General features: G+C 72.6%; 15 protein-coding genes. 8 read left to right on the top strand and 7 right to left on the bottom strand.

Annotation, left to right across the window (positions count from 1 at the left end):
* Positions 1-99: 99 nt before the first annotated feature.
* The 4 genes from ilvD to ACWDSL_RS35065 all read right to left on the bottom strand — a co-directional run bounded on the left by ilvD (position 100) and on the right by ACWDSL_RS35065 (position 4,668).
* A complete protein-coding gene (gene ilvD / locus ACWDSL_RS35080; RefSeq protein WP_450491992.1) occupies positions 100-1,950 on the bottom strand; it encodes a dihydroxy-acid dehydratase in 1,851 nt (616 codons plus the stop codon).
* A gap of 109 nt (positions 1,951-2,059) precedes the next feature.
* A complete protein-coding gene (locus tag ACWDSL_RS35075; RefSeq protein WP_385630580.1) occupies positions 2,060-2,695 on the bottom strand; it encodes a TetR/AcrR family transcriptional regulator in 636 nt (211 codons plus the stop codon).
* The gene (locus ACWDSL_RS35070; protein ID WP_450491991.1) at positions 2,692-3,627 is read right to left on the bottom strand and encodes a sugar phosphate isomerase/epimerase family protein; all 936 of its coding nucleotides are present in this window, start codon (positions 3,625-3,627) and stop codon (positions 2,692-2,694) included. Before ACWDSL_RS35070 ends, ACWDSL_RS35075 begins: the two co-directional genes overlap by 4 nt.
* A gap of 111 nt (positions 3,628-3,738) precedes the next feature.
* Positions 3,739-4,668: a Ppx/GppA phosphatase family protein gene (locus ACWDSL_RS35065; RefSeq protein ID WP_450491990.1), complete on the bottom strand. Its 930-nt coding sequence runs from the start codon at positions 4,666-4,668 to the stop codon at positions 3,739-3,741.
* Positions 4,669-4,927: 259 nt separating this feature from the next.
* Here ACWDSL_RS35065 and ACWDSL_RS35060 point away from each other — a divergent pair, with 259 nt between their 5' ends.
* Positions 4,928-5,731, top strand: coding sequence for a hypothetical protein (locus ACWDSL_RS35060; protein ID WP_450492001.1), 804 nt, complete (start codon positions 4,928-4,930; stop codon positions 5,729-5,731).
* A gap of 154 nt (positions 5,732-5,885) precedes the next feature.
* Here ACWDSL_RS35060 and ACWDSL_RS35055 read toward each other — a convergent pair whose 3' ends face one another.
* Positions 5,886-7,913, bottom strand: coding sequence for a BACON domain-containing protein (locus tag ACWDSL_RS35055; RefSeq protein ID WP_450492000.1), 2,028 nt, complete (start codon positions 7,911-7,913; stop codon positions 5,886-5,888).
* Positions 7,914-8,122: 209 nt separating this feature from the next.
* On the opposite strand from ACWDSL_RS35055, the gene radA reads away from it, so the two are divergent.
* Positions 8,123-9,541, top strand: coding sequence for a DNA repair protein RadA (gene radA / locus ACWDSL_RS35050; protein WP_450491989.1), 1,419 nt, complete (start codon positions 8,123-8,125; stop codon positions 9,539-9,541).
* Positions 9,542-9,788: 247 nt separating this feature from the next.
* Complete coding sequence (disA, locus tag ACWDSL_RS35045; protein WP_450491999.1) at positions 9,789-10,847, top strand: DNA integrity scanning diadenylate cyclase DisA; 1,059 nt, start codon at positions 9,789-9,791, stop codon at positions 10,845-10,847.
* 165 nt (positions 10,848-11,012) lie between these two features.
* Here disA and ACWDSL_RS35040 read toward each other — a convergent pair whose 3' ends face one another.
* Positions 11,013-11,873 carry a hypothetical protein gene (locus ACWDSL_RS35040; RefSeq protein WP_450491988.1) on the bottom strand — a complete coding sequence of 287 codons (861 nt, stop codon included), beginning with the start codon at positions 11,871-11,873 and terminating at the stop codon, positions 11,013-11,015.
* Between the two features lie 201 nt (positions 11,874-12,074).
* Positions 12,075-12,749: a response regulator transcription factor gene (locus ACWDSL_RS35035; protein ID WP_014178561.1), complete on the bottom strand. Its 675-nt coding sequence runs from the start codon at positions 12,747-12,749 to the stop codon at positions 12,075-12,077.
* 197 nt (positions 12,750-12,946) lie between these two features.
* Between ACWDSL_RS35035 and ACWDSL_RS35030 the strand changes: the two genes are divergently transcribed.
* From ACWDSL_RS35030 to cseC, 5 genes are all read left to right on the top strand, one after another.
* Complete coding sequence (locus tag ACWDSL_RS35030) at positions 12,947-13,867, top strand: A/G-specific adenine glycosylase (protein WP_450491987.1); 921 nt, start codon at positions 12,947-12,949, stop codon at positions 13,865-13,867.
* 263 nt (positions 13,868-14,130) lie between these two features.
* The gene (locus ACWDSL_RS35025) at positions 14,131-14,766 is read left to right on the top strand and encodes a SigE family RNA polymerase sigma factor (protein ID WP_450491986.1); all 636 of its coding nucleotides are present in this window, start codon (positions 14,131-14,133) and stop codon (positions 14,764-14,766) included.
* Entirely contained in the window at positions 14,754-15,629 is an 876-nt protein-coding gene (locus ACWDSL_RS35020; RefSeq protein WP_450491985.1) for a hypothetical protein, read from the top strand. Before ACWDSL_RS35025 ends, ACWDSL_RS35020 begins: the two co-directional genes overlap by 13 nt.
* A gap of 10 nt (positions 15,630-15,639) precedes the next feature.
* Positions 15,640-16,344 (top strand): two-component system response regulator CseB, encoded by a 705-nt coding sequence (cseB, locus tag ACWDSL_RS35015; protein WP_014178557.1) that lies wholly within the window; start codon positions 15,640-15,642, stop codon positions 16,342-16,344.
* 7 nt (positions 16,345-16,351) lie between these two features.
* Positions 16,352-17,650: a two-component system sensor histidine kinase CseC gene (cseC, locus tag ACWDSL_RS35010; RefSeq protein WP_450491984.1), complete on the top strand. Its 1,299-nt coding sequence runs from the start codon at positions 16,352-16,354 to the stop codon at positions 17,648-17,650.
* Positions 17,651-17,685 lie beyond the last annotated feature (35 nt).

The raw sequence follows: 17,685 nt of genomic DNA, 5'->3' as shown, positions 1-17,685 counted from the left end.
TGACTGCCTGCTGATCGGCGACGCGCCGCAGAACCGGCGAGAGCGAACGTGCCTGGGCCCGGACGGCTCGCGTCCGGGCCCAGGCACAGCGGCCGTGTGTCAGCCGAGCTTGCTGACGTCCCGCACCGCGCCCTTGTCGGCGCTGGTCGCCATCGCCGCGTACGCCCGCAGCGCGGCGGACACCTTACGGTCGCGGTTCTTCGGCGCGTACACGCCGCCCAAGGCCTCGCGCCGGGCGGCCAGTTCGTCCTCGCTCACCAGCAGCTCAATCGTGCGGGAGGGGATGTCGATGCGGATCCGGTCGCCGTCCTCGACCAGGGCGATGGTGCCGCCGGAGGCCGCCTCGGGCGAGGCGTGGCCGATGGACAGGCCGGAGGTGCCGCCGGAGAAGCGGCCGTCGGTGATCAGCGCGCAGGCCTTGCCCAGGCCCCGGCCCTTGAGAAAGGAGGTGGGGTAGAGCATTTCCTGCATACCGGGGCCGCCCTTGGGGCCCTCGTAGCGGATGACGACGACGTCGCCCTCCTTGACCTTCTTGCCGAGGATCTTCTCGACGGCCTCTTCCTGGGACTCGCAGACCACGGCCGGGCCCTCGAAGGTCCAGATGGACTCGTCGACGCCCGCGGTCTTCACCACACAGCCGTCCTCGGCGAGGTTGCCGTGCAGGACGGACAGGCCGCCTTCCGTGGAGTAGGCGTGCTCGATGTCGCGGATGCAGCCGTTCTCGGCGTCGGTGTCCAGGGTGTCCCAGCGCTCGGACTGCGAGAAGGCGGTCGCGGAGCGCACACAGCCGGGGGCGGCGTGGAAGAGCTCCACGGCCTCGGCGGAGGGGGAGCCGCCGCGGATGTCCCACTGCTTGAGCCAGTCGGCGAGCGAGGACGAGTGCACGGTGTGCACGTCCTCGTTGAGCAGCCCGGCCCGGTAGAGCTCGCCCAGGATCGCGGGGATGCCGCCGGCCCGGTGGACGTCCTCCATGTAGTAGACGCCGCCGGGGGCGACGTTCGGGGCGACCTTCGCCAGGCAGGGCAGACGGCGGGAGAGCTCGTCGATGTCCTTCATGCCGAAGTCGAGCCCGGCCTCCTGGGCGGCGGCCAGCAGGTGCAGGATCGTGTTGGTCGAGCCGCCCATGGCGATGTCGAGGGCCATGGCGTTCTCGAAGGCGGCGCGGGAGCCGACGGCGCGCGGCAGGACCGTCTCGTCGCCCTGCTCGTAGTAGCGCTTGGTGATCTCCACGACCGTGCGGCCGGCGGTCTCGTACAGCGCCTTGCGGGCGGTGTGGGTGGCGAGCACCGAGCCGTTGCCGGGGAGGGACAGGCCGATCGCCTCGGTGAGGCAGTTCATGGAGTTCGCGGTGAACATGCCGGAACAGGAGCCGCAGGTCGGACAGGCGTTGTCCTCGATGCGGGCGATGTCCTCGTCGGAGACGTTGTCGTTGACGGCCTCGGAGATCGCGGTGATCAGGTCGAGCTTGCGGACGCTGCCGTCGACCAGGGTCGCCCGGCCCGACTCCATGGGGCCGCCGGAGACGAAGACGGTGGGGATGTTCAGCCGCATCGCTGCCATCAGCATGCCGGGCGTGATCTTGTCGCAGTTGGAGATGCAGATCAGCGCGTCCGCGCAGTGGGCCTCGACCATGTACTCGACCGAGTCGGCGATCAGGTCGCGGGAGGGCAGGGAGTAGAGCATTCCGCCGTGGCCCATGGCGATGCCGTCGTCCACGGCGATCGTGTTGAACTCGCGCGGGATGCCGCCCGCGGCGTGGATCGCCTCGCTGACGATCCGGCCGACCGGCTGGAGGTGGGTGTGGCCCGGCACGAACTCCGTGAAGCTGTTCGCCACCGCGATGATCGGCTTGCCGAAGTCCTCGCGCGCTACGCCCGAGGCCTGCATAAGGGCTCGGGCGCCCGCCATGTTGCGGCCATGGGTGACGGTGCGGGACCTCAGCTCGGGCACGGTGCTCCACTCCCTCGTTCTCGAGTGTTCTTGAGTGTTCTTGAGTCTCCTGAGCGTACGCCTCCCATCCGGGATACGGACGGTGCGTCCGGATCCCAAGACGTGTGGCTCAGTCCTCGGTCAGATAGCGCTGGAGCGTCGGCCCCACCATGGCGACGATGTCCTCCACGGGCGCGGAGGCCATCGGCTCCATCCGGATCACATACCGCAGCATCGCGATCCCGATCATGTGGCCGGCCGCCAGCTGCGCCCGGAACTCCGGGTTGGGCACATGCAGCTCGACCACCATCCGCAGCAGCAGCCGACGCTCGATCATGCCGCGCAGGACCGCGGCCGCCGCTTCGTTGGTCAGCGCGGAGCGCATCACGGCCAGCAGCGGCAGGCGGGTGACGGGGTTCTCCCAGACGCCGAACATGAAGCGGGCCATCCGCTCGCCCGCCCCGTCCCGGCTGCCGCCGTGCACCGCCTCCGGGGCGGCCAGGGTGGGCGCGAAGATCAGCTCGACGGCCGCCCCGAAGATCTGGTCCTTGGTACCGAAGTAGTGGTGGACCAGGGCCGGGTCCACCCCCGCCGCCTTCGCGATACCGCGGATCGAGGTCTTGTCGTAGCCGCGCTCGGCGAACTCGTTGCGCGCCGCGGTCAGGATCCGGTCCCGCGCCGCAGGGGCGTCGGCGGCGCCCTCGGTACGGGGCGGACGGCCGCGGCGGCGCGGAGCGGGGGACTGCGAGGGCAGGGCCGGGGTCACGAGCCGGGCACCGCCCTGGTCGACGAGGCGGCCGAGTTCGAGGAGGCGCCTGAGTTCGGCGAGGCACCTGAGTTCGGCGAGGCACCTGAGTTCGGCGAGGCAGCCGCGTTGGGCGGGACAATCAAGTTCGGTGAGGCGAGGTGGAGCCGGGTGAAGGCCAGCGCCTCCGCCAGATCGGCCTCGCGCTCGGCCGTGGACATCGCCCGCCGGGTGTTGACCTCGACGACCACATTGCCGTCGAAGCCGGTCGCGGCCAGCCGCTCCAGCAGCTCGGCACACGGCTGGGTGCCGCGCCCCGGCACCAGGTGCTCGTCCTTGTTGGAGCCCGTGCCGTCGGCGAGGTGGAGGTGGGCCAGCCGGTCGCCCATCCGGTCCACCATGCCGAGCGCGTCCGTACGGGCGGTCGCCGTATGCGAGAGGTCGATCGTGAAGTGGCGGTAGTCGTCGTGGGTGACGTCCCAGTCGGGCGCGTACGCGAGCATCTCCCGGTCGCGATAGCGCCACGGGTACATGTTCTCGACAGCGAACCGCACATCCGTCTCGCCCGCCATCCGCCAGATTCCGCGGACAAACTCCCGGGCATACGCGCGCTGCCACCGGAAGGGCGGGTGGACCACGACGGTGGAGGCGCCGAGCCGCTCGGCGGCCGCCTTCGCGCGCTGCAGCTTCACCCATGGGTCGGTCGACCACACCCGCTGAGTGATCAGCAGACATGGCGCGTGCACGGCGAGAATCGGCACCTCGTGGTAGTCGGAAAGCCGGCGCAGCGACTCGATGTCCTGGCTGACCGGATCGGTCCACACCATGACCTCGACACCGTCGTAGCCGAGGCGTGCGGCGATCTCGAAGGCCGTCGCCGTCGACTCCGGATAGACCGAGGCCGTGGACAGCGCGACCTTCGCATCCGGGATGCGCACCACTGGCTCTGTCACGAGGGACAGGGTACGGCGCTCCCCCGGACGGCTAAACCGCCACCGCTCGCCGCGCCACCCCGGGCGCCGCTGGCGGTACGGGTATCAGCGCAGGTCACGGCGGTGTCCCGATCATCCCGGCAGGTGATCCAGGCGGCGCAGGATGACGCCCTCACGCAGCGCCCATGGGCAGATCTCCAGGTCCTCCACCCCGAACAGATCCATCGCGGCCTCCGCGACCAGCGCCCCCGCCAGCAGCTGCGGCGCCCGCCCGTCGGAGACGCCCGGCAGCTCCTCGCGCTTGTCGACGGGCATGGCGGCCAGCTTCGGCACCCACTGCTCCAGCGCCTGGCGGGTCAGCCGGCGCTGTACGTACAGGCCCTCGGCGGAGCGCGCCGCGCCCGCGATCCTGGCCAGCTGTCTGAAGGTCTTGGAGGTGGCGACGACGTGATCCGGCGTGCCGTGGCGGCTGAAGTCGCCGACGATCCGCGCGATCTGCGCCCGTACGTGCCGCCGCAGCGCCCGTACCTCCTCCGGGCCGGGCGGATCACCGGGCAGCCAGCCCGCCGTCAGCCTGCCCGCGCCCAGGGGCAGCGAGACGGCCGCGTCCGGCTCCTCGTCCAGCCCGTACGCGATCTCGAGCGAACCGCCGCCGATGTCCAGGACCAGCAGCTTTCCGGCCGACCAGCCGTACCAGCGGCGGGCCGCGAGGAAGGTGAGCCGCGCCTCCTCGTCGCCGGCCAGGACGCGCAGCCGCACCCCGGTCGCGTCGGCGACGCGGGACAGCACATCCTCGGCGTTGGTCGCCTCCCGGACGGCGGAGGTGGCGAAGGGCAGCACGTCCTCGACGCCCTTGTCCTCGGCGGCCTGCAGCGCCTCCTTGACCACGGCGATCAGGCGCTCGACTCCATCGGCCCCTATGGCCCCAGCGTCGTCGAGCAGCTCCGCCAGCCGGAGCTCAACCTTGTGCGAGTGGGCGGGCAGCGGGCGTGCTCCCGGGTGCGCATCCACCACCAGCAGATGCACCGTGTTGGAACCCACATCCAGGACACCGAGTCTCATGGCCAGAACGCTACTGCCCATATCGCCTTGTCAGGTACGGGCCTGGGCCTTTACGCGCCGGGCATAGGCATACCCTTGGCGCGTGGCAAAGACGAAAAAGGCGAAGCAGGACAAAGCCCGGAAGCGGCGTCCCGAGGCGGCCGGGCAGCGCAGCGAGGCCGAGGCGGCCACCGCCGACGTGACCGGAGTAACCGACTTGGCCGAGTCGGCCGGCTTGACCGGCCAGGACGCCCTGGTCGGCGTGGACGGTGTGGACGCCCTGGACGGTGTGGACGGCGAAGACGGCGTGGTCATCGCGTTCGACCCGGCCGATGACGAGGTCGGCCTGGACTTCGCCCGCGCCTGGATCGAATTCCCCGACCCCGCCGACGACGAGCAGGTCTTCCGGTGCGATCTGACCTGGCTGACCTCGCGCTGGACCTGCATCTTCGGCCAGGGCTGCCAGGGCATCGAGGCGGGGCGCGCCAGCGACGGCTGCTGCACGCTGGGCGCGCACTTCTCCGACGAGGACGACGAGCAGCGCGTCGGGCGCCATGTGGCCCGGCTCACCCCGGACATCTGGCAGTTCCACGACGTGGGGCAGAAGACGGGCTGGACCCAGGCCGGCGACGAGGAGGACGAGCGCCAGACCCGCCGCTACGAGGGCTCGTGCATCTTCCAGAACCGGCCGGGCTTCAAGGGCGGCGCGGGCTGCGCGCTGCACATCCTCGCGCTCAAGGAGGGCCGCGAGCCGCTGGAGACCAAGCCTGACGTCTGCTGGCAGCTGCCGATCCGCAGGTCGTACACCTGGATCGACCGGCCCGACGACACGCGTGTGCTGCAGATCACCATCGCCGAGTACGACCGGCGCGGATGGGGCCCCGGCGGCCATGACCTGCACTGGTGGTGCACCTCGGCGACCTCGGCGCACGGCGGCGGGGAGCCGGTGTACGTGTCGTACCGGGCGGAGCTGACGGAGCTCATGGGCCAGGAGGGCTACGACCGGCTGGCCGAGCTCTGCGAGCAGCGGCTGGCGTCCTCCCTGCCGCTCGTGGCCCCGCACCCGGCCGATCCGACGAGCTGACCGGCCGAGCCGGCTGGTGCCCTGAGGGCTGACCGGTGCGCTGAGGGCTGGCGGCGCCCTGAGGACTGATTGGCGTTCTAAGGGCTGATTGCCGCTCTGAGGGCTGGCTTGGCGCTCAAAAGGCTGAATAGCGCTCTGAGGGCTGGCTGGCGCCTTAAGGCATGTCGGCGGGTGCCGGGGGCGTGTCGCCCGAGGTCGGCGTGGGCCCGCCCGGCGGGTCCGAGGGCTCGGGGGTGGGCTCGGGCTCCGCGCCACGGCCTTCGATCACCACCACCGCCCCCGCCGGATCCACCCGGACCCGGGCTCTCCAGTGCCCGGGCGGCTCGCGGTCCCGGTCCACGGACACGGTGATCGTCGTCGTCTCGCCGGGCCGCAGCACCCCGGCCGTATGGTTCAGCTGGAGCCAGGCCGCGTCGGCGGACGCCGACCAGCGCACGGGGGCGCCTCCCGAGGCCCTGAGCGTGATGACCGTGACCTCGCCGCTGGGCTGCGCCTCGACCGTCAGCCGCCCGGGGCCGGGCTCGGTCCGCCCGGGGCCCGGCCTGCCTCCGGAGCCGGGGGTGCTGGGCGTGGCTCGCGGGCCCGGCCGCCCGCCGGCCGAAGTGCCGGACCGTTCCGCCTCCCCGTTTCCGTACCGATCGCCCTTCGCTCCCCCGGCCCCATCTGCATTCGTATCGCCGCCGACGACCTCCACGGACACATCCGGCGACTGTTTGCCCGCGGTGCCGTCGCGGCGGGATTTCAGCGGCGCGCCGGAACGGTCCTGCGCGCTGCCCGCCTTGCTGTACGAGCCCCCGGTCGGCTCGCCGCCGGGCCGGTCGGGGGTGCGCTCCGCCGCCCCGTCCGCGTTGGCGGCGGCAACGGAGTCCGTGTCGTGGCCGTCGCCCGCCGTCGGGGTGCCCCGGTAGGCGGCCCACAGCGCGAGCAGCGGGGCCGCCACGACCGAGGCGACCACCGCCGTGGTCAGCACGCGGCTGCGCGTCCGGCTGCGACGCGCGGCCTGGTCTTTGGGGTCCAGGGGGAAGCCGCGCCGGTCGAAGCGCGGCCGGGAGGCGGCGCGCGCCGGGCGCGCGCGCTGGGCGCCCACCATCGCGGCGTGCACGGCGGCGCGCGGCGCCTCCAGCACCGGCAGGGCCGCGGGGGCGGCCGCCGTACCCGGCCAGGGGCCGCCCGCCGTGGCCCGCTCGGCCATCCCGCGGCACTCACGGCAGTCGTCCACATGCCGTACGAGCTCGCGGCGCAGCGCGGCGGAGAGCAGCACCTGGGTGTCGCCCGCGAGCCGGGCGACGACGGGGCAGTGGCCGAGCTCGACGACGGCGAGCGCGGCGCGCGTGCGCTCCACCTCACAGGCCGCGCTGGCGAGCAGGGCGCGGGCCTCGTCGCGCTCCTTGCCGAGCGCCGCCGCGACCTCGCTCGGGCTCAGCCGGTGACGCACCGCGAGCTCCAGCGCCTCGCGCTGCTCGGGGGTGGTCCCGGCGGCCTCGGGCCACGCGAGCGCGGCCAGCTCTCGGCGGCGCTGCGCGGCGGTGGGTGAAGCGGTGGGTGAAACGGGGGGCGGCGATGCGGCCGGGGCCGGGGCGCGCCGGTCGCGGTGGCGCCGCTGGGCCGGCACCTCCGGCGGCCGGGGCCGGCCGCCCACCCGCTGCTCGATCCCGCCGGGCCCGGAGGCGGCCCTGAGCTTGGCCCGGCCTTCGGGGGCGCCGGGGGACCCGGAGTCCCGACGCTCGCCATGGTCGCCATGGCCCCCCTGATGCCGTTGGTCGTCCCTCCCGTGCTGTCGGTCCTCCTCGTGCCGTTGGTCCCCCTGGTCCGCGGGGCCCTTCAGGTCTTTCCGCTCGGCGAGTTTGCGCAGACAGGCCCAGCGTGCGAGGGCGTAGAGCCAGGGCCGGCGCAGCTCGCCCTCGGCGGCCACGCGCCCCCGCCCCCGCCCGTGCTGCCGCTCGGCGACGGCAAGCGCCTCGCCGAGCGCGGCGGTCGCGGCGTCGTGCTCGCACAGGACCGACAGGCAGTAGGTGAACAGGCCGTCCAGATACGGTTCGTAGCGCGCGGGAGGACGCTGGGGGTGCGCGGCGGAGGCGCGCGGCGCACGACGCGGCGCACCGGGGGCGCCGGATGCGCTGGACGGACCGGATGCGCCGGGCGCGCCGGGCGAGTGTGTCGAGTGCTCGGACCTGCTGCTCATCACCCGGTGACGGTAGGCGGATGATGCAGACTCCATCGCGCTACTTGCGCTGTTTTAACCCTTACGGGTGACCATCTCCCTCATAAGGGGACAGGTGTCCTGCCTCCGCGCCCGGGATCTGCTACGCGCGAAGCGCGGGGGCCGCGCCCAGCCTGACCGCCCGCCTGCCCGCCCGCCCGGCTGTCGGTGCCCGGCGCTAGCGTTACGGCATGGCTGCCCGTAGCTCCTCCCGTTCGTCCGCCAAGGACCGGCCCTCCTACCGCTGCAAGGAATGCGGCTGGACCACCGCCAAGTGGCTCGGCCGCTGCCCCGAGTGCCATGCGTGGGGCACGGTCGAGGAGTTCGGCTCGCCCGCGGTCCGGACGACCGCGCCCGGCCGGGTCACCTCGGCGGCCGTGCCCATCGGGCAGGTGGACGGCCGTCAGGCCACCGCCCGCTCCACGGGCGTGGACGAGCTCGACCGCGTCCTCGGCGGCGGCCTGGTGCCCGGCGCCGTGGTGCTGCTGGCCGGGGAGCCGGGGGTCGGCAAGTCGACGCTGCTGCTCGACGTCGCCGCCAAGGCCGCCAGCGACGACCACCGGACCCTCTACATCACGGGTGAGGAGTCGGCGAGCCAGGTGCGGCTGCGCGCCGACCGTATCGGCGCGCTGAGCGACCATCTGTATCTCGCCGCCGAGACCGACCTGTCGGCCGTCCTCGGCCATCTCGACACCGTCAAGCCGTCCTTGCTGATCCTGGACTCCGTCCAGACCGTCGCCTCTCCCGAGATCGACGGCGCGCCCGGCGGTATGGCCCAGGTGCGGGAGGTGGCCGGGGCGCTGATCCGCGCCTCCAAGGAGCGCGGTATGTCCACGCTCCTGGTCGGCCATGTGACGAAGGACGGCGCCATCGCCGGCCCCCGCCTCCTGGAGCATCTGGTGGACGTGGTGCTGCACTTCGAGGGCGACCGCCATGCCCGGCTGCGCCTGGTGCGCGGCGTGAAGAACCGCTACGGGGCGACGGACGAGGTCGGCTGCTTCGAGCTGCACGACGAGGGCATCACCGGCCTCGCCGACCCATCCGGGCTGTTCCTCACCCGCCGCGCCGAGCCGGTGCCCGGCACCTGCCTGACCGTCACTCTCGAGGGCCGCCGTCCGCTGGTGGCCGAGGTGCAGGCGCTGACCGTCGACTCCCAGATCCCGTCCCCCCGCCGCACCACCTCCGGCCTGGAGACCTCGCGTGTGTCGATGATGCTCGCCGTCCTGGAGCAGCGCGGCCGGATCAGCGCGCTGGGCAAGCGGGACATCTACAGCGCCACGGTCGGCGGCGTGAAGCTCTCCGAGCCCGCGGCGGATCTGGCCGTGGCGCTCGCGCTGGCCAGCGCGGCGAGCGACACCCCGCTGCCGAAGAACCTGGTGGCGATCGGCGAGGTGGGCCTGGCGGGAGAGGTCCGGCGGGTCACGGGCGTGCAGCGGCGGCTGGCCGAGGCGTCCCGGCTCGGCTTCACCCACGCCCTGGTGCCCGGCGACCCGGGGAAGATCCCGGCCGGTATGCGGGTGCTTGAGGTGGCGGACATAGGGGACGCACTACGCGTACTGCCCCGGAGCAAGCGGGCCGAGCGAGCGCCCAAGGACGAGCCGAGTGGCTGAGACCCGGCCTGGTGAGCGCGGGCGCGGATGCCGCGCTCCCGCTCCCGCCCACGGGCGTACGCCGGGAGACCCGGCGGGAGGGCGGTGACCGCCGGTAGACTTTGCCCTGGTCTCGCCCTGGTCTCGCCCGTACGTAGCCCGCGCACCGGCACAGCAGGGCAGCCCGCGGCAGCGAATGACCTTGCGACGGAGGAGTGCAGTGGCAGCAGGCGACCGGGCAGCAGCTCCCGGCAAAGCCGACGGTCTGATGCGCGCCACCCTGAGCGCCGTCGCCCCCGGCACGGCGCTGCGCGACGGCCTCGAGCGCGTCCTGCGGGGCAACACCGGCGGCCTGATCGTGCTCGGGACGGACAAGACCGTCGAGTCGCTGTGTACCGGCGGCTTCGTCCTGGACGTCGAGTTCACCGCGACCCGGCTGCGCGAGCTGTGCAAGCTGGACGGCGCGCTGATCCTCGACAAGGACATCACCAAGATCGTGCGGGCGGGCGTGCAGCTCGTGCCGGACGCCGCGATCCCCACCGAGGAGACCGGCACCCGCCACCGCACCGCGCAGCGCGTCTCCATCCAGACCGGCTTCCCGGTCGTGTCCGTCAGCCAGTCGATGCGGCTGATCGCCCTGTATGTGGACGGGCAGCGCCGCGTCCTGGAGGACTCGGCCGCGATCCTCTCCCGCGCCAACCAGGCGCTGGCCACTCTGGAGCGCTACAAGCTCCGCCTCGACGAGGTCGCGGGCACGCTCTCCGCCCTGGAGATCGAGGACCTGGTCACGGTCCGCGATGTGACGGCGGTCGCGCAGCGGCTGGAGATGGTCCGCCGCATCGCCACCGAGATCGCCGAGTACGTGGTCGAGCTGGGCACCGACGGCCGGCTGCTGTCGCTGCAACTGGACGAGTTGATCGCGGGCGTGGAGCCGGAGCGCGAGCTGGTGGTGCGGGACTACGTCCCCGAGCCCACCGCCAAGCGCACCCGTACGGTCCCCGAGGCGCTGGCGGAACTGGACCGGCTGACCCACCCCGAACTGCTCGAACTGGCCAATGTCGCCCGCGCCCTGGGCTACAGCGGCTCGCCCGAAACCCTCGACTCCGCGGTCTCGCCGCGCGGTTTCCGCCTGCTGGCGAAGGTGCCGCGGCTCCCGGGCGCCATCATCGAGCGGCTGGTGGAGCACTTCGGCGGGCTGCAGAAGCTGCTCGCGGCGAGCGTGGACGATCTGCAGATGGTGGACGGCGTGGGCGAGGCGCGGGCCCGGTCGGTGCGCGAGGGGCTGTCGCGGCTGGCGGAGTCCTCGATCCTGGAGCGGTACGTCTAGCGGGAGCCGGCGGTAGGTCTGGCTCTGGCTGAAGCCGGCAGCACGTAGTCGGCAGCACGTCCGGTCCGGCAGGCACGGTATGTCCCGTGCCTGCCCGGCTGGTCGGTCGGCTGGTCGGTCGGACCCAGCCCCTGGTCAGCCCTGGTTCTCAGTACTCGTCGGTCCTCAGTCCTCGTCCAGGACGAACGACACCCGCGCGGTACCCAGACCCTCCACCTTCGCCTCGACCAGATACGTACCGCCCTTGGCCGAAACGCTGCCGGCCGGCGTCGCGCAGTTCTCGACGCTGCGCTTGCGGTCCCAGTGGACGGTGCGCTTGATCTGGCCGTTGCCCGCCACCTCGACCAGTGCGGACTTGCTGCCCTTGGGGCAGTCGTCGGACGCCCACACATGGTCGTTCTCGGAGTCCGTGATGGTCAGCGTCGCCGACGCCCGGCCGAAGTCGACCTTGCAGGCGGTGTCCGAGGAGTTCTTCACGGTGAGCTCGAACGTCGGTTCCTCGCCCGGCTCGTAAGTGTTCTTCACCCGCGAGTCCTTGACGCTGCGCACTGTCAGCTCGACCGCGCTCCGGGTGCAGGCGGGCAGACTGGACCCGGCCGGGACGCTCCGCCCGTCCCCGACGCCGAGGCCGCCGCCGGTCCCGCCACCGCCGCCGCCCCCACCGCCGCCGCCTCCGGCGTCGCCCGCGCCGCTGCCGCCACCGGTGCCACCGTCACCGCTGCCGCCGCTGCCGCCGCCGTCGCTGTCGCCGGTGCCGGTCCCGCCGTCATCCGACTCGTCGCGGCCGCCCGGGCGTTGGCTGTTGACGGGCGTGGAGGAGGTGGGCCCCGGGGTGATGGTGCTCGCGGCGCCACCGCCGCCCGACCCCTTGCCCTCGTCTCTCCCCCCGCCGCCGCCTGAACCGCCCCACCCGAAGGTCCAGATGACGAGCAGGAGGATGACAATGAAAAGGGCCAGCGCAACAGCCCTCCGCCGCCAGTAAATGGAGGAGGGAAGCGGCCCGATCGGATTGCGCAGAGATCCCACGCGGAAACTCTACGAGAGATCCGAAGCGACGCCCGCCAATAACCACCGGTCTCCGGCCCGGTTTTCTCATTATCCGACCGAATCTCGCCCGGATCCCGACCGGGACCCGCTCTACGAGCCCTCCCACGGCCCGCTCTACGGCCCCTCCCACAGCCCCGTCCTACGCCGCCGCCCTACACCCCCGCCCTACACGCCCCCGCCCTACCCCGCGTCGGCGACCAGCCCCGCCTCGTACGCCACGATGGCCGCCTGGACGCGGTTGCCGACCTCCAGGCGGTCCAGCACCGCGCTGACGTACCCCTTCACCGTGCCCTCGACCAGGTGCAGCCGCCGGGCGATCTCCGCGTTCGACAGGCCCGCGCCGACCAGCGCGAGCACCTCGCGCTCCCGCGCGGTCAGGACGTCCGTACGGGCGCGGGCCGCGGCGCCTCGGGTCAGGCGCTCGCCACCGAGTTCGGTGATCACATGGCGGGCCACCTTGGGCGACAGAAACGCCGCGCCGCCCGCCACCGCCCGTACCCCCGCGATGAGTTCATGCGGGTCTCCCGCCTTCAGCAGGAAGCCGGTCGCGCCCCCGCCCAGCGCCCGGGCGATGTACGCGTCCTCGGAGAATGTGGTGAGCATGGCGACCGCGGTGTCCGGCAGCGTGCGGCGGATCTCCTCGCATGCGGACAGCCCGTCCAGCCGGGGCATCCTGATGTCCAGCAGCGCGACATCCGGCCGATGGGCGCGCGCCGCCTCCACCGCCTCCCTCCCGTCGCCCGCCTCGGCGACGATCTCGATGCCGGGGCCGGCGGCCAGGACGGCCCGTACCCCGGCGCGGATCATCGCCTCGTCGTCCGCGAGCAGCACCCTGATCGTCGGCTCGTTCCCCATCCGCACCCGCCATTCCCTATCAATCACAGCCAACATCAATCACTGCCGACATCAATCACTGCCGACGCTGACGCTACAAGCGGGAGTACGCCACCGCCCCTGACGAAAGTCAGGCCCGCCCGCACGGCCCCTGACACGCCCCGAGTGGGCCCGGCGTTTCCGGGGCGGTCGGGCGACGTGCCAGGATCGTTCGTGACATGACTGCCATCCCCGCCGACTCGGCGCCCCCCGCCAGCCGCCCCAACGGGACCGCGCTCCACAGCCTCGTCATCGACTGGTTCGACGCCCATGCCCGCGACCTGCCCTGGCGCCGCCCCGAAGCCGGCCCATGGGGCGTGATGGTCAGCGAGTTCATGCTCCAGCAGACCCCGGTGAACCGGGTGCTGCCGGTGTACGAGCAGTGGCTCGCCCGCTGGCCGAGCCCCGCGGGCCTGGCCGCGGAACCGCCAGGCGAGGCCGTCCGCGCCTGGGGGCGGCTCGGCTATCCGCGGCGCGCGCTGCGCCTGCACGGCGCGGCGGCCGCCATACGGGAGCGGCACGGCGGTCAGGTTCCCACCGAACACGCGGAGCTGCTGGCGCTGCCCGGTGTGGGCGAGTACACGGCGGCGGCCGTGGCCTCGTTCGCGTACGGGCAGCGGCACGCGGTCATGGACACCAACGTCCGCCGGGTCTTCGCACGCGCCGTCGGCGGCCGGGAGTTCCCGCCGGACGCCACGACCGCCGCCGAGCGCAAGCTGGCCCGCGCGCTGCTCCCCGACGACGATCCGACGGCCGCCCGTTGGGCCGCGGCGACGATGGAGCTGGGCGCATTGGTGTGCACGGCGCGCACGCCGGACTGCGTGCGCTGCCCCATCACCGCGCAGTGCGCCTGGCGGGCGGCCGGTTCCCCGGCGCACGACGGACCGCCGCGCCGCGGCCAGACCTACGCCGGTACGGACCGTCAGGTGCGCGGCAAGCTGCTCGCGGTGTTGCGGGAGGCGGTCGCGCCGGTGCCGCAGGCGGCGCTCGACAAGGTCTGGGACGAGCCGGTGCAGCGGGCCCGGGCACTGGACGGGCTGATCGCCGACGGCCTCGTGGAACCGCTCGACGGCGGGCTCTACCGGCTGCCGCTGACCTGACCTGCCGAAGGCCCGCAGAAGGCTCCTTCGCCCCGCGAGGACGGCCCGCCAAACCCGTTTCTGTGACAAGGCTGTGACACGGCCACGACCCGACTCTGACACTCCGTCCGACCGGCCCCGGCTGTTACACAACCTATGGGTAGCTGTGCATTCACCGCAGGTCAGATGCACATGGCGTCGCAACAGCCGCTCCGTAGCGTCCTCTTCGTGCTCGGCGACCGCCGGGCAAACAGGTGGGGAAAACGGCGGGATGGGGGCTGGCGATGTCCGGCAGCGGCAAGGTTCTGGATTTTGAAGAGTACGTACGCAACCGGCAGGACGCGCTGCTGCGCAGCGCCCGTCGCCTCGTCCCCGACCCGATCGAGGCGCAGGACCTCCTCCAGACCGCGCTGGTGCGTACGTACGGCCGCTGGGACGGGATAGCCGACAAGTCGCTGGCCGACGCGTACCTCCGCCGCGTCATGATCAACACCCGCACCGAGTGGTGGCGAGCCCGCAAGCTGGACGAGGTGCCGACCGAGCAGCTGCCGGACGCGCGTGTCGAGGACAGCACCGAGCAGCACGCCGACCGCGCGCTGCTGATGGACATCCTCGGAGTTCTGGCTCCCAAGCAGCGCAGCGTCGTGGTGCTGCGACACTGGGAGCAGATGACCACGGAGGAGACCGCGGAGGCGCTTGGGATGTCGACGGGTACGGTCAAGAGCACGCTGCACAGGGCGCTGGCCAGGCTGCGGCAGGAGTTGGAGAGCCGGGAGCTGGACGCCCGTGCGCTCGGCCGCGGAGACGGCCGGCAGGGACGGCAGGGCCAGGACGGTGCCCAGGAGGTCCGCCAGATCCGCCAGACCCCGCGGGGCCGGCGCCGAGGCCACGAGCGGGGGCAGGACCGGTGCGCGGCCTGACCAGGGCCTCTCCCCACAAGGACGCCTCGAACAAGGACGCCCCGCAGGGTGTTGATCCACACCGGCTCGTTCTTCACCGCACCGCTTCTCACCGGATCGGCCCGCGCCGGGCCGCGCTGATCACCGGGGGCACGGTTGTCGGCTTCGCGGCCGTCGGCGGACTGGTGCTGGCCGGATGCGACACCGGAAGCCAGGGACTGCGCAAGGAAGGGCCGGCGCGTACGTCATGGGCCCCGGAGCAGGGCGACTCCCCGGGGTCGTATGTGCACGGCACCTCCCCCACGTCGACGTCGGCGAAGCAGAAGGTCGACGCCGTCGCGCTGCTCAAGAAGGACCCGAAGGTCAGCGAGCACCTGAAGGCAAACCTCAAGCCGTGCTCGAAGAGCTCCACGAAGGACGCCACGCCGAGCGCCGCACCGGACGCTCCGCAGGACTCCACGAAGGACTCCACGAAGGACGCTCAGCAGGAAGCGAAGAAGGGCAGCGCGAAGTCACAGGGCTACCCGATCGACGTGGCCTACGGCCGGCTGACCGGCTCCGCCGCGTCCGATCTCGTGGTCAATGTGATGACCTGCACCGAGGGTTTCGGCCTCGGCTCGTATGTGTACCGCAAGGTGGGCGGGACGTATGAGAACGTTTTTGCGGACGAGCGCCCGCCCGTCTACGCCGACACCACCAAGGGCAGCCTCCGCGTCACCAAGTTGGTCTACGCCTCCAACGACTCGGTCTGCTGCCCCTCGAGCGAGGACGTGACGACGTACCGGTGGGCCGAGACGCGCCGGGAGTTCCTCGTGACCGATCGCAAGACCAAAAACGTCAGCGAGGACGAATCGCCCGCGCCCGACGACGGAACGGAAGGCTGAAGATAAGGCCGTGGCCGAAACCCATGTGCTCTTCGTCGAGGACGACGACGTCATCCGCGAGGCCACCCAGCTCGCCCTGGAGCGCGACGGCTTCGTCGTCACCGCCGCCCCGGACGGACTGACCGGGCTGGAGCGGTTCCGGGCCGACCGGCCCGATATCGCGCTGCTCGATGTGATGGTCCCGGGGCTTGACGGGGTGAGCCTGTGCCGCCGGATCCGCGATGAGTCCACCGTGCCCGTGATCATGCTGTCGGCGCGCGCCGACTCGATCGACGTGGTGCTCGGCCTGGAGGCCGGGGCCGACGACTATGTGACCAAGCCCTTCGACGGCGCGGTCCTGGTCGCCCGGATCCGCGCCGTACTGCGCCGCTTCGGGCACGCCAGCGGACCGGGCCGGGGCGCGGAGGCGGAACCCGACGAGCCCGAGGGCGGAGTGCTGCGCTTCGGCGACCTGGAGGTGGACCCGGAGGGGATGGAGGTCCGCCGGGCCGGTCAGCAGGTGGCGCTGACGCCGACGGAGATGCGGCTGCTGCTGGAGTTCTCGGCCGTACCGGGCACCGTGCTCTCCCGCGACCGGCTGCTGGAACGGGTGTGGGACTACGGCTGGGGCGGTGACACCCGGGTCGTGGACGTCCATGTGCAGCGGCTGCGCGGAAAAATAGGCCAGGACCGGATCGAGACGGTCCGCGGCTTCGGTTACAAGCTCAGGGGCTGAGCCGGGGATGGTGAGGCTCGCCCTGCGCTCGGGGCTGCGTTGGAAGGTCAGTCTGGCGATCGCGGCCGTGAGCGCGCTGGTCGCCGTCGCACTGAGCCTGGTCGTGCACAACGCGGCCCGCGTCTCGATGCTCGACAACAGCCGCGCGGCGGTGAACGACCAGGTGCAGGCCGCCCAGCGGATGTACGAGAAGTACAGGATTCTCGGGTTCGGCGCGAAACTCGACGACAAGCGGCTTCCCGAGCAGCTGAAGAAGGAGGCGGCGCGCGGGCTGCGCGCCACCTACCTGGGGGACATGGGCACCGGCACCCCCGAGGTGTGGGCGTCGGTGCCGCTGCGGGACGGCAAGGTGCTGTCCGTACACACCCAGTTCAAGGACCGTGCCCGGGTGCTGGACGACCTCGACCGGGTCCTCGTCCTCGGCTCGGTGTCGGTGGTGATGGGCGGCATCGCGCTGGGGGTGCTCATCGGCGACCAGCTCTCCCGGCGGCTGCGCAAGGCCGCCACCGCGGCCCGCAAGCTCGCCGAGGGCGACTCCGAGGTCCGGGTGCGGGAGGCGATCGGCGGCCGGGTGCGGGACGAGACCGACGACCTGGCGCGCGCGGTCGACGGCATGGCCGAGGCGCTGCAGCAGCGGCTTGAGGCCGAGCGGCGGGTGACGGCCGATATAGCGCATGAGCTGCGCACCCCCGTCACCGGCCTGCTCACCGCCGCCGAACTGCTGCCGCCGGGGCGCCCGACCGAGCTCGTACGGGACCGGGCGCAGGCGATGCGCCAGCTCGTCGAGGACGTCCTGGAGGTCGCCCGTCTTGACGGCTTCGCGGAGCGCGCCGAGCTGCAGGAGATCGCCCTCGCCGAGTTCGTCACCCGCCGGGTCCGGGTCGCGGCCCCCGACGCCCGGGTCACCGTGTTGCGGGATGCCCATGTCTCCACCGACCCGCGCCGCTTGGAGCGGATACTCGGCAACCTCCTGGCCAACGCCGCCCGGCACGGCAAGCCCCCGTTCGAGGTCACGGTGGAGGGACGGGTGCTGCGCGTCCGCGACCACGGGCCCGGCTTCCCCGAGGCGCTGCTGAAGGACGGGCCGAGCCGCTTCCGCACCGGCAGCAAGGACCGGGCCGGCACCGGACACGGCCTGGGCCTGACCATCGCGGTGGGCCAGGCGCGCGTCCTGGGCGCCCGGCTGACATTCCGCAACGCCGAGCCGACGGCGGAGGGGCGGGAGGGCGCGGTCGCGGTGCTGTGGCTGCCGGAGTCCGCGCCGACCAATACGGGCAGCTTCCCGGTCATCGAGGTGCTGGACTGACGTAACGCGTGAGGCGCGGGTGGTGCAGCCGCACC

Source organism: Streptomyces sp. NPDC000941 (assembly GCF_053599555.1).
This window is presented reverse-complemented; position numbering and strand designations above follow the sequence as displayed.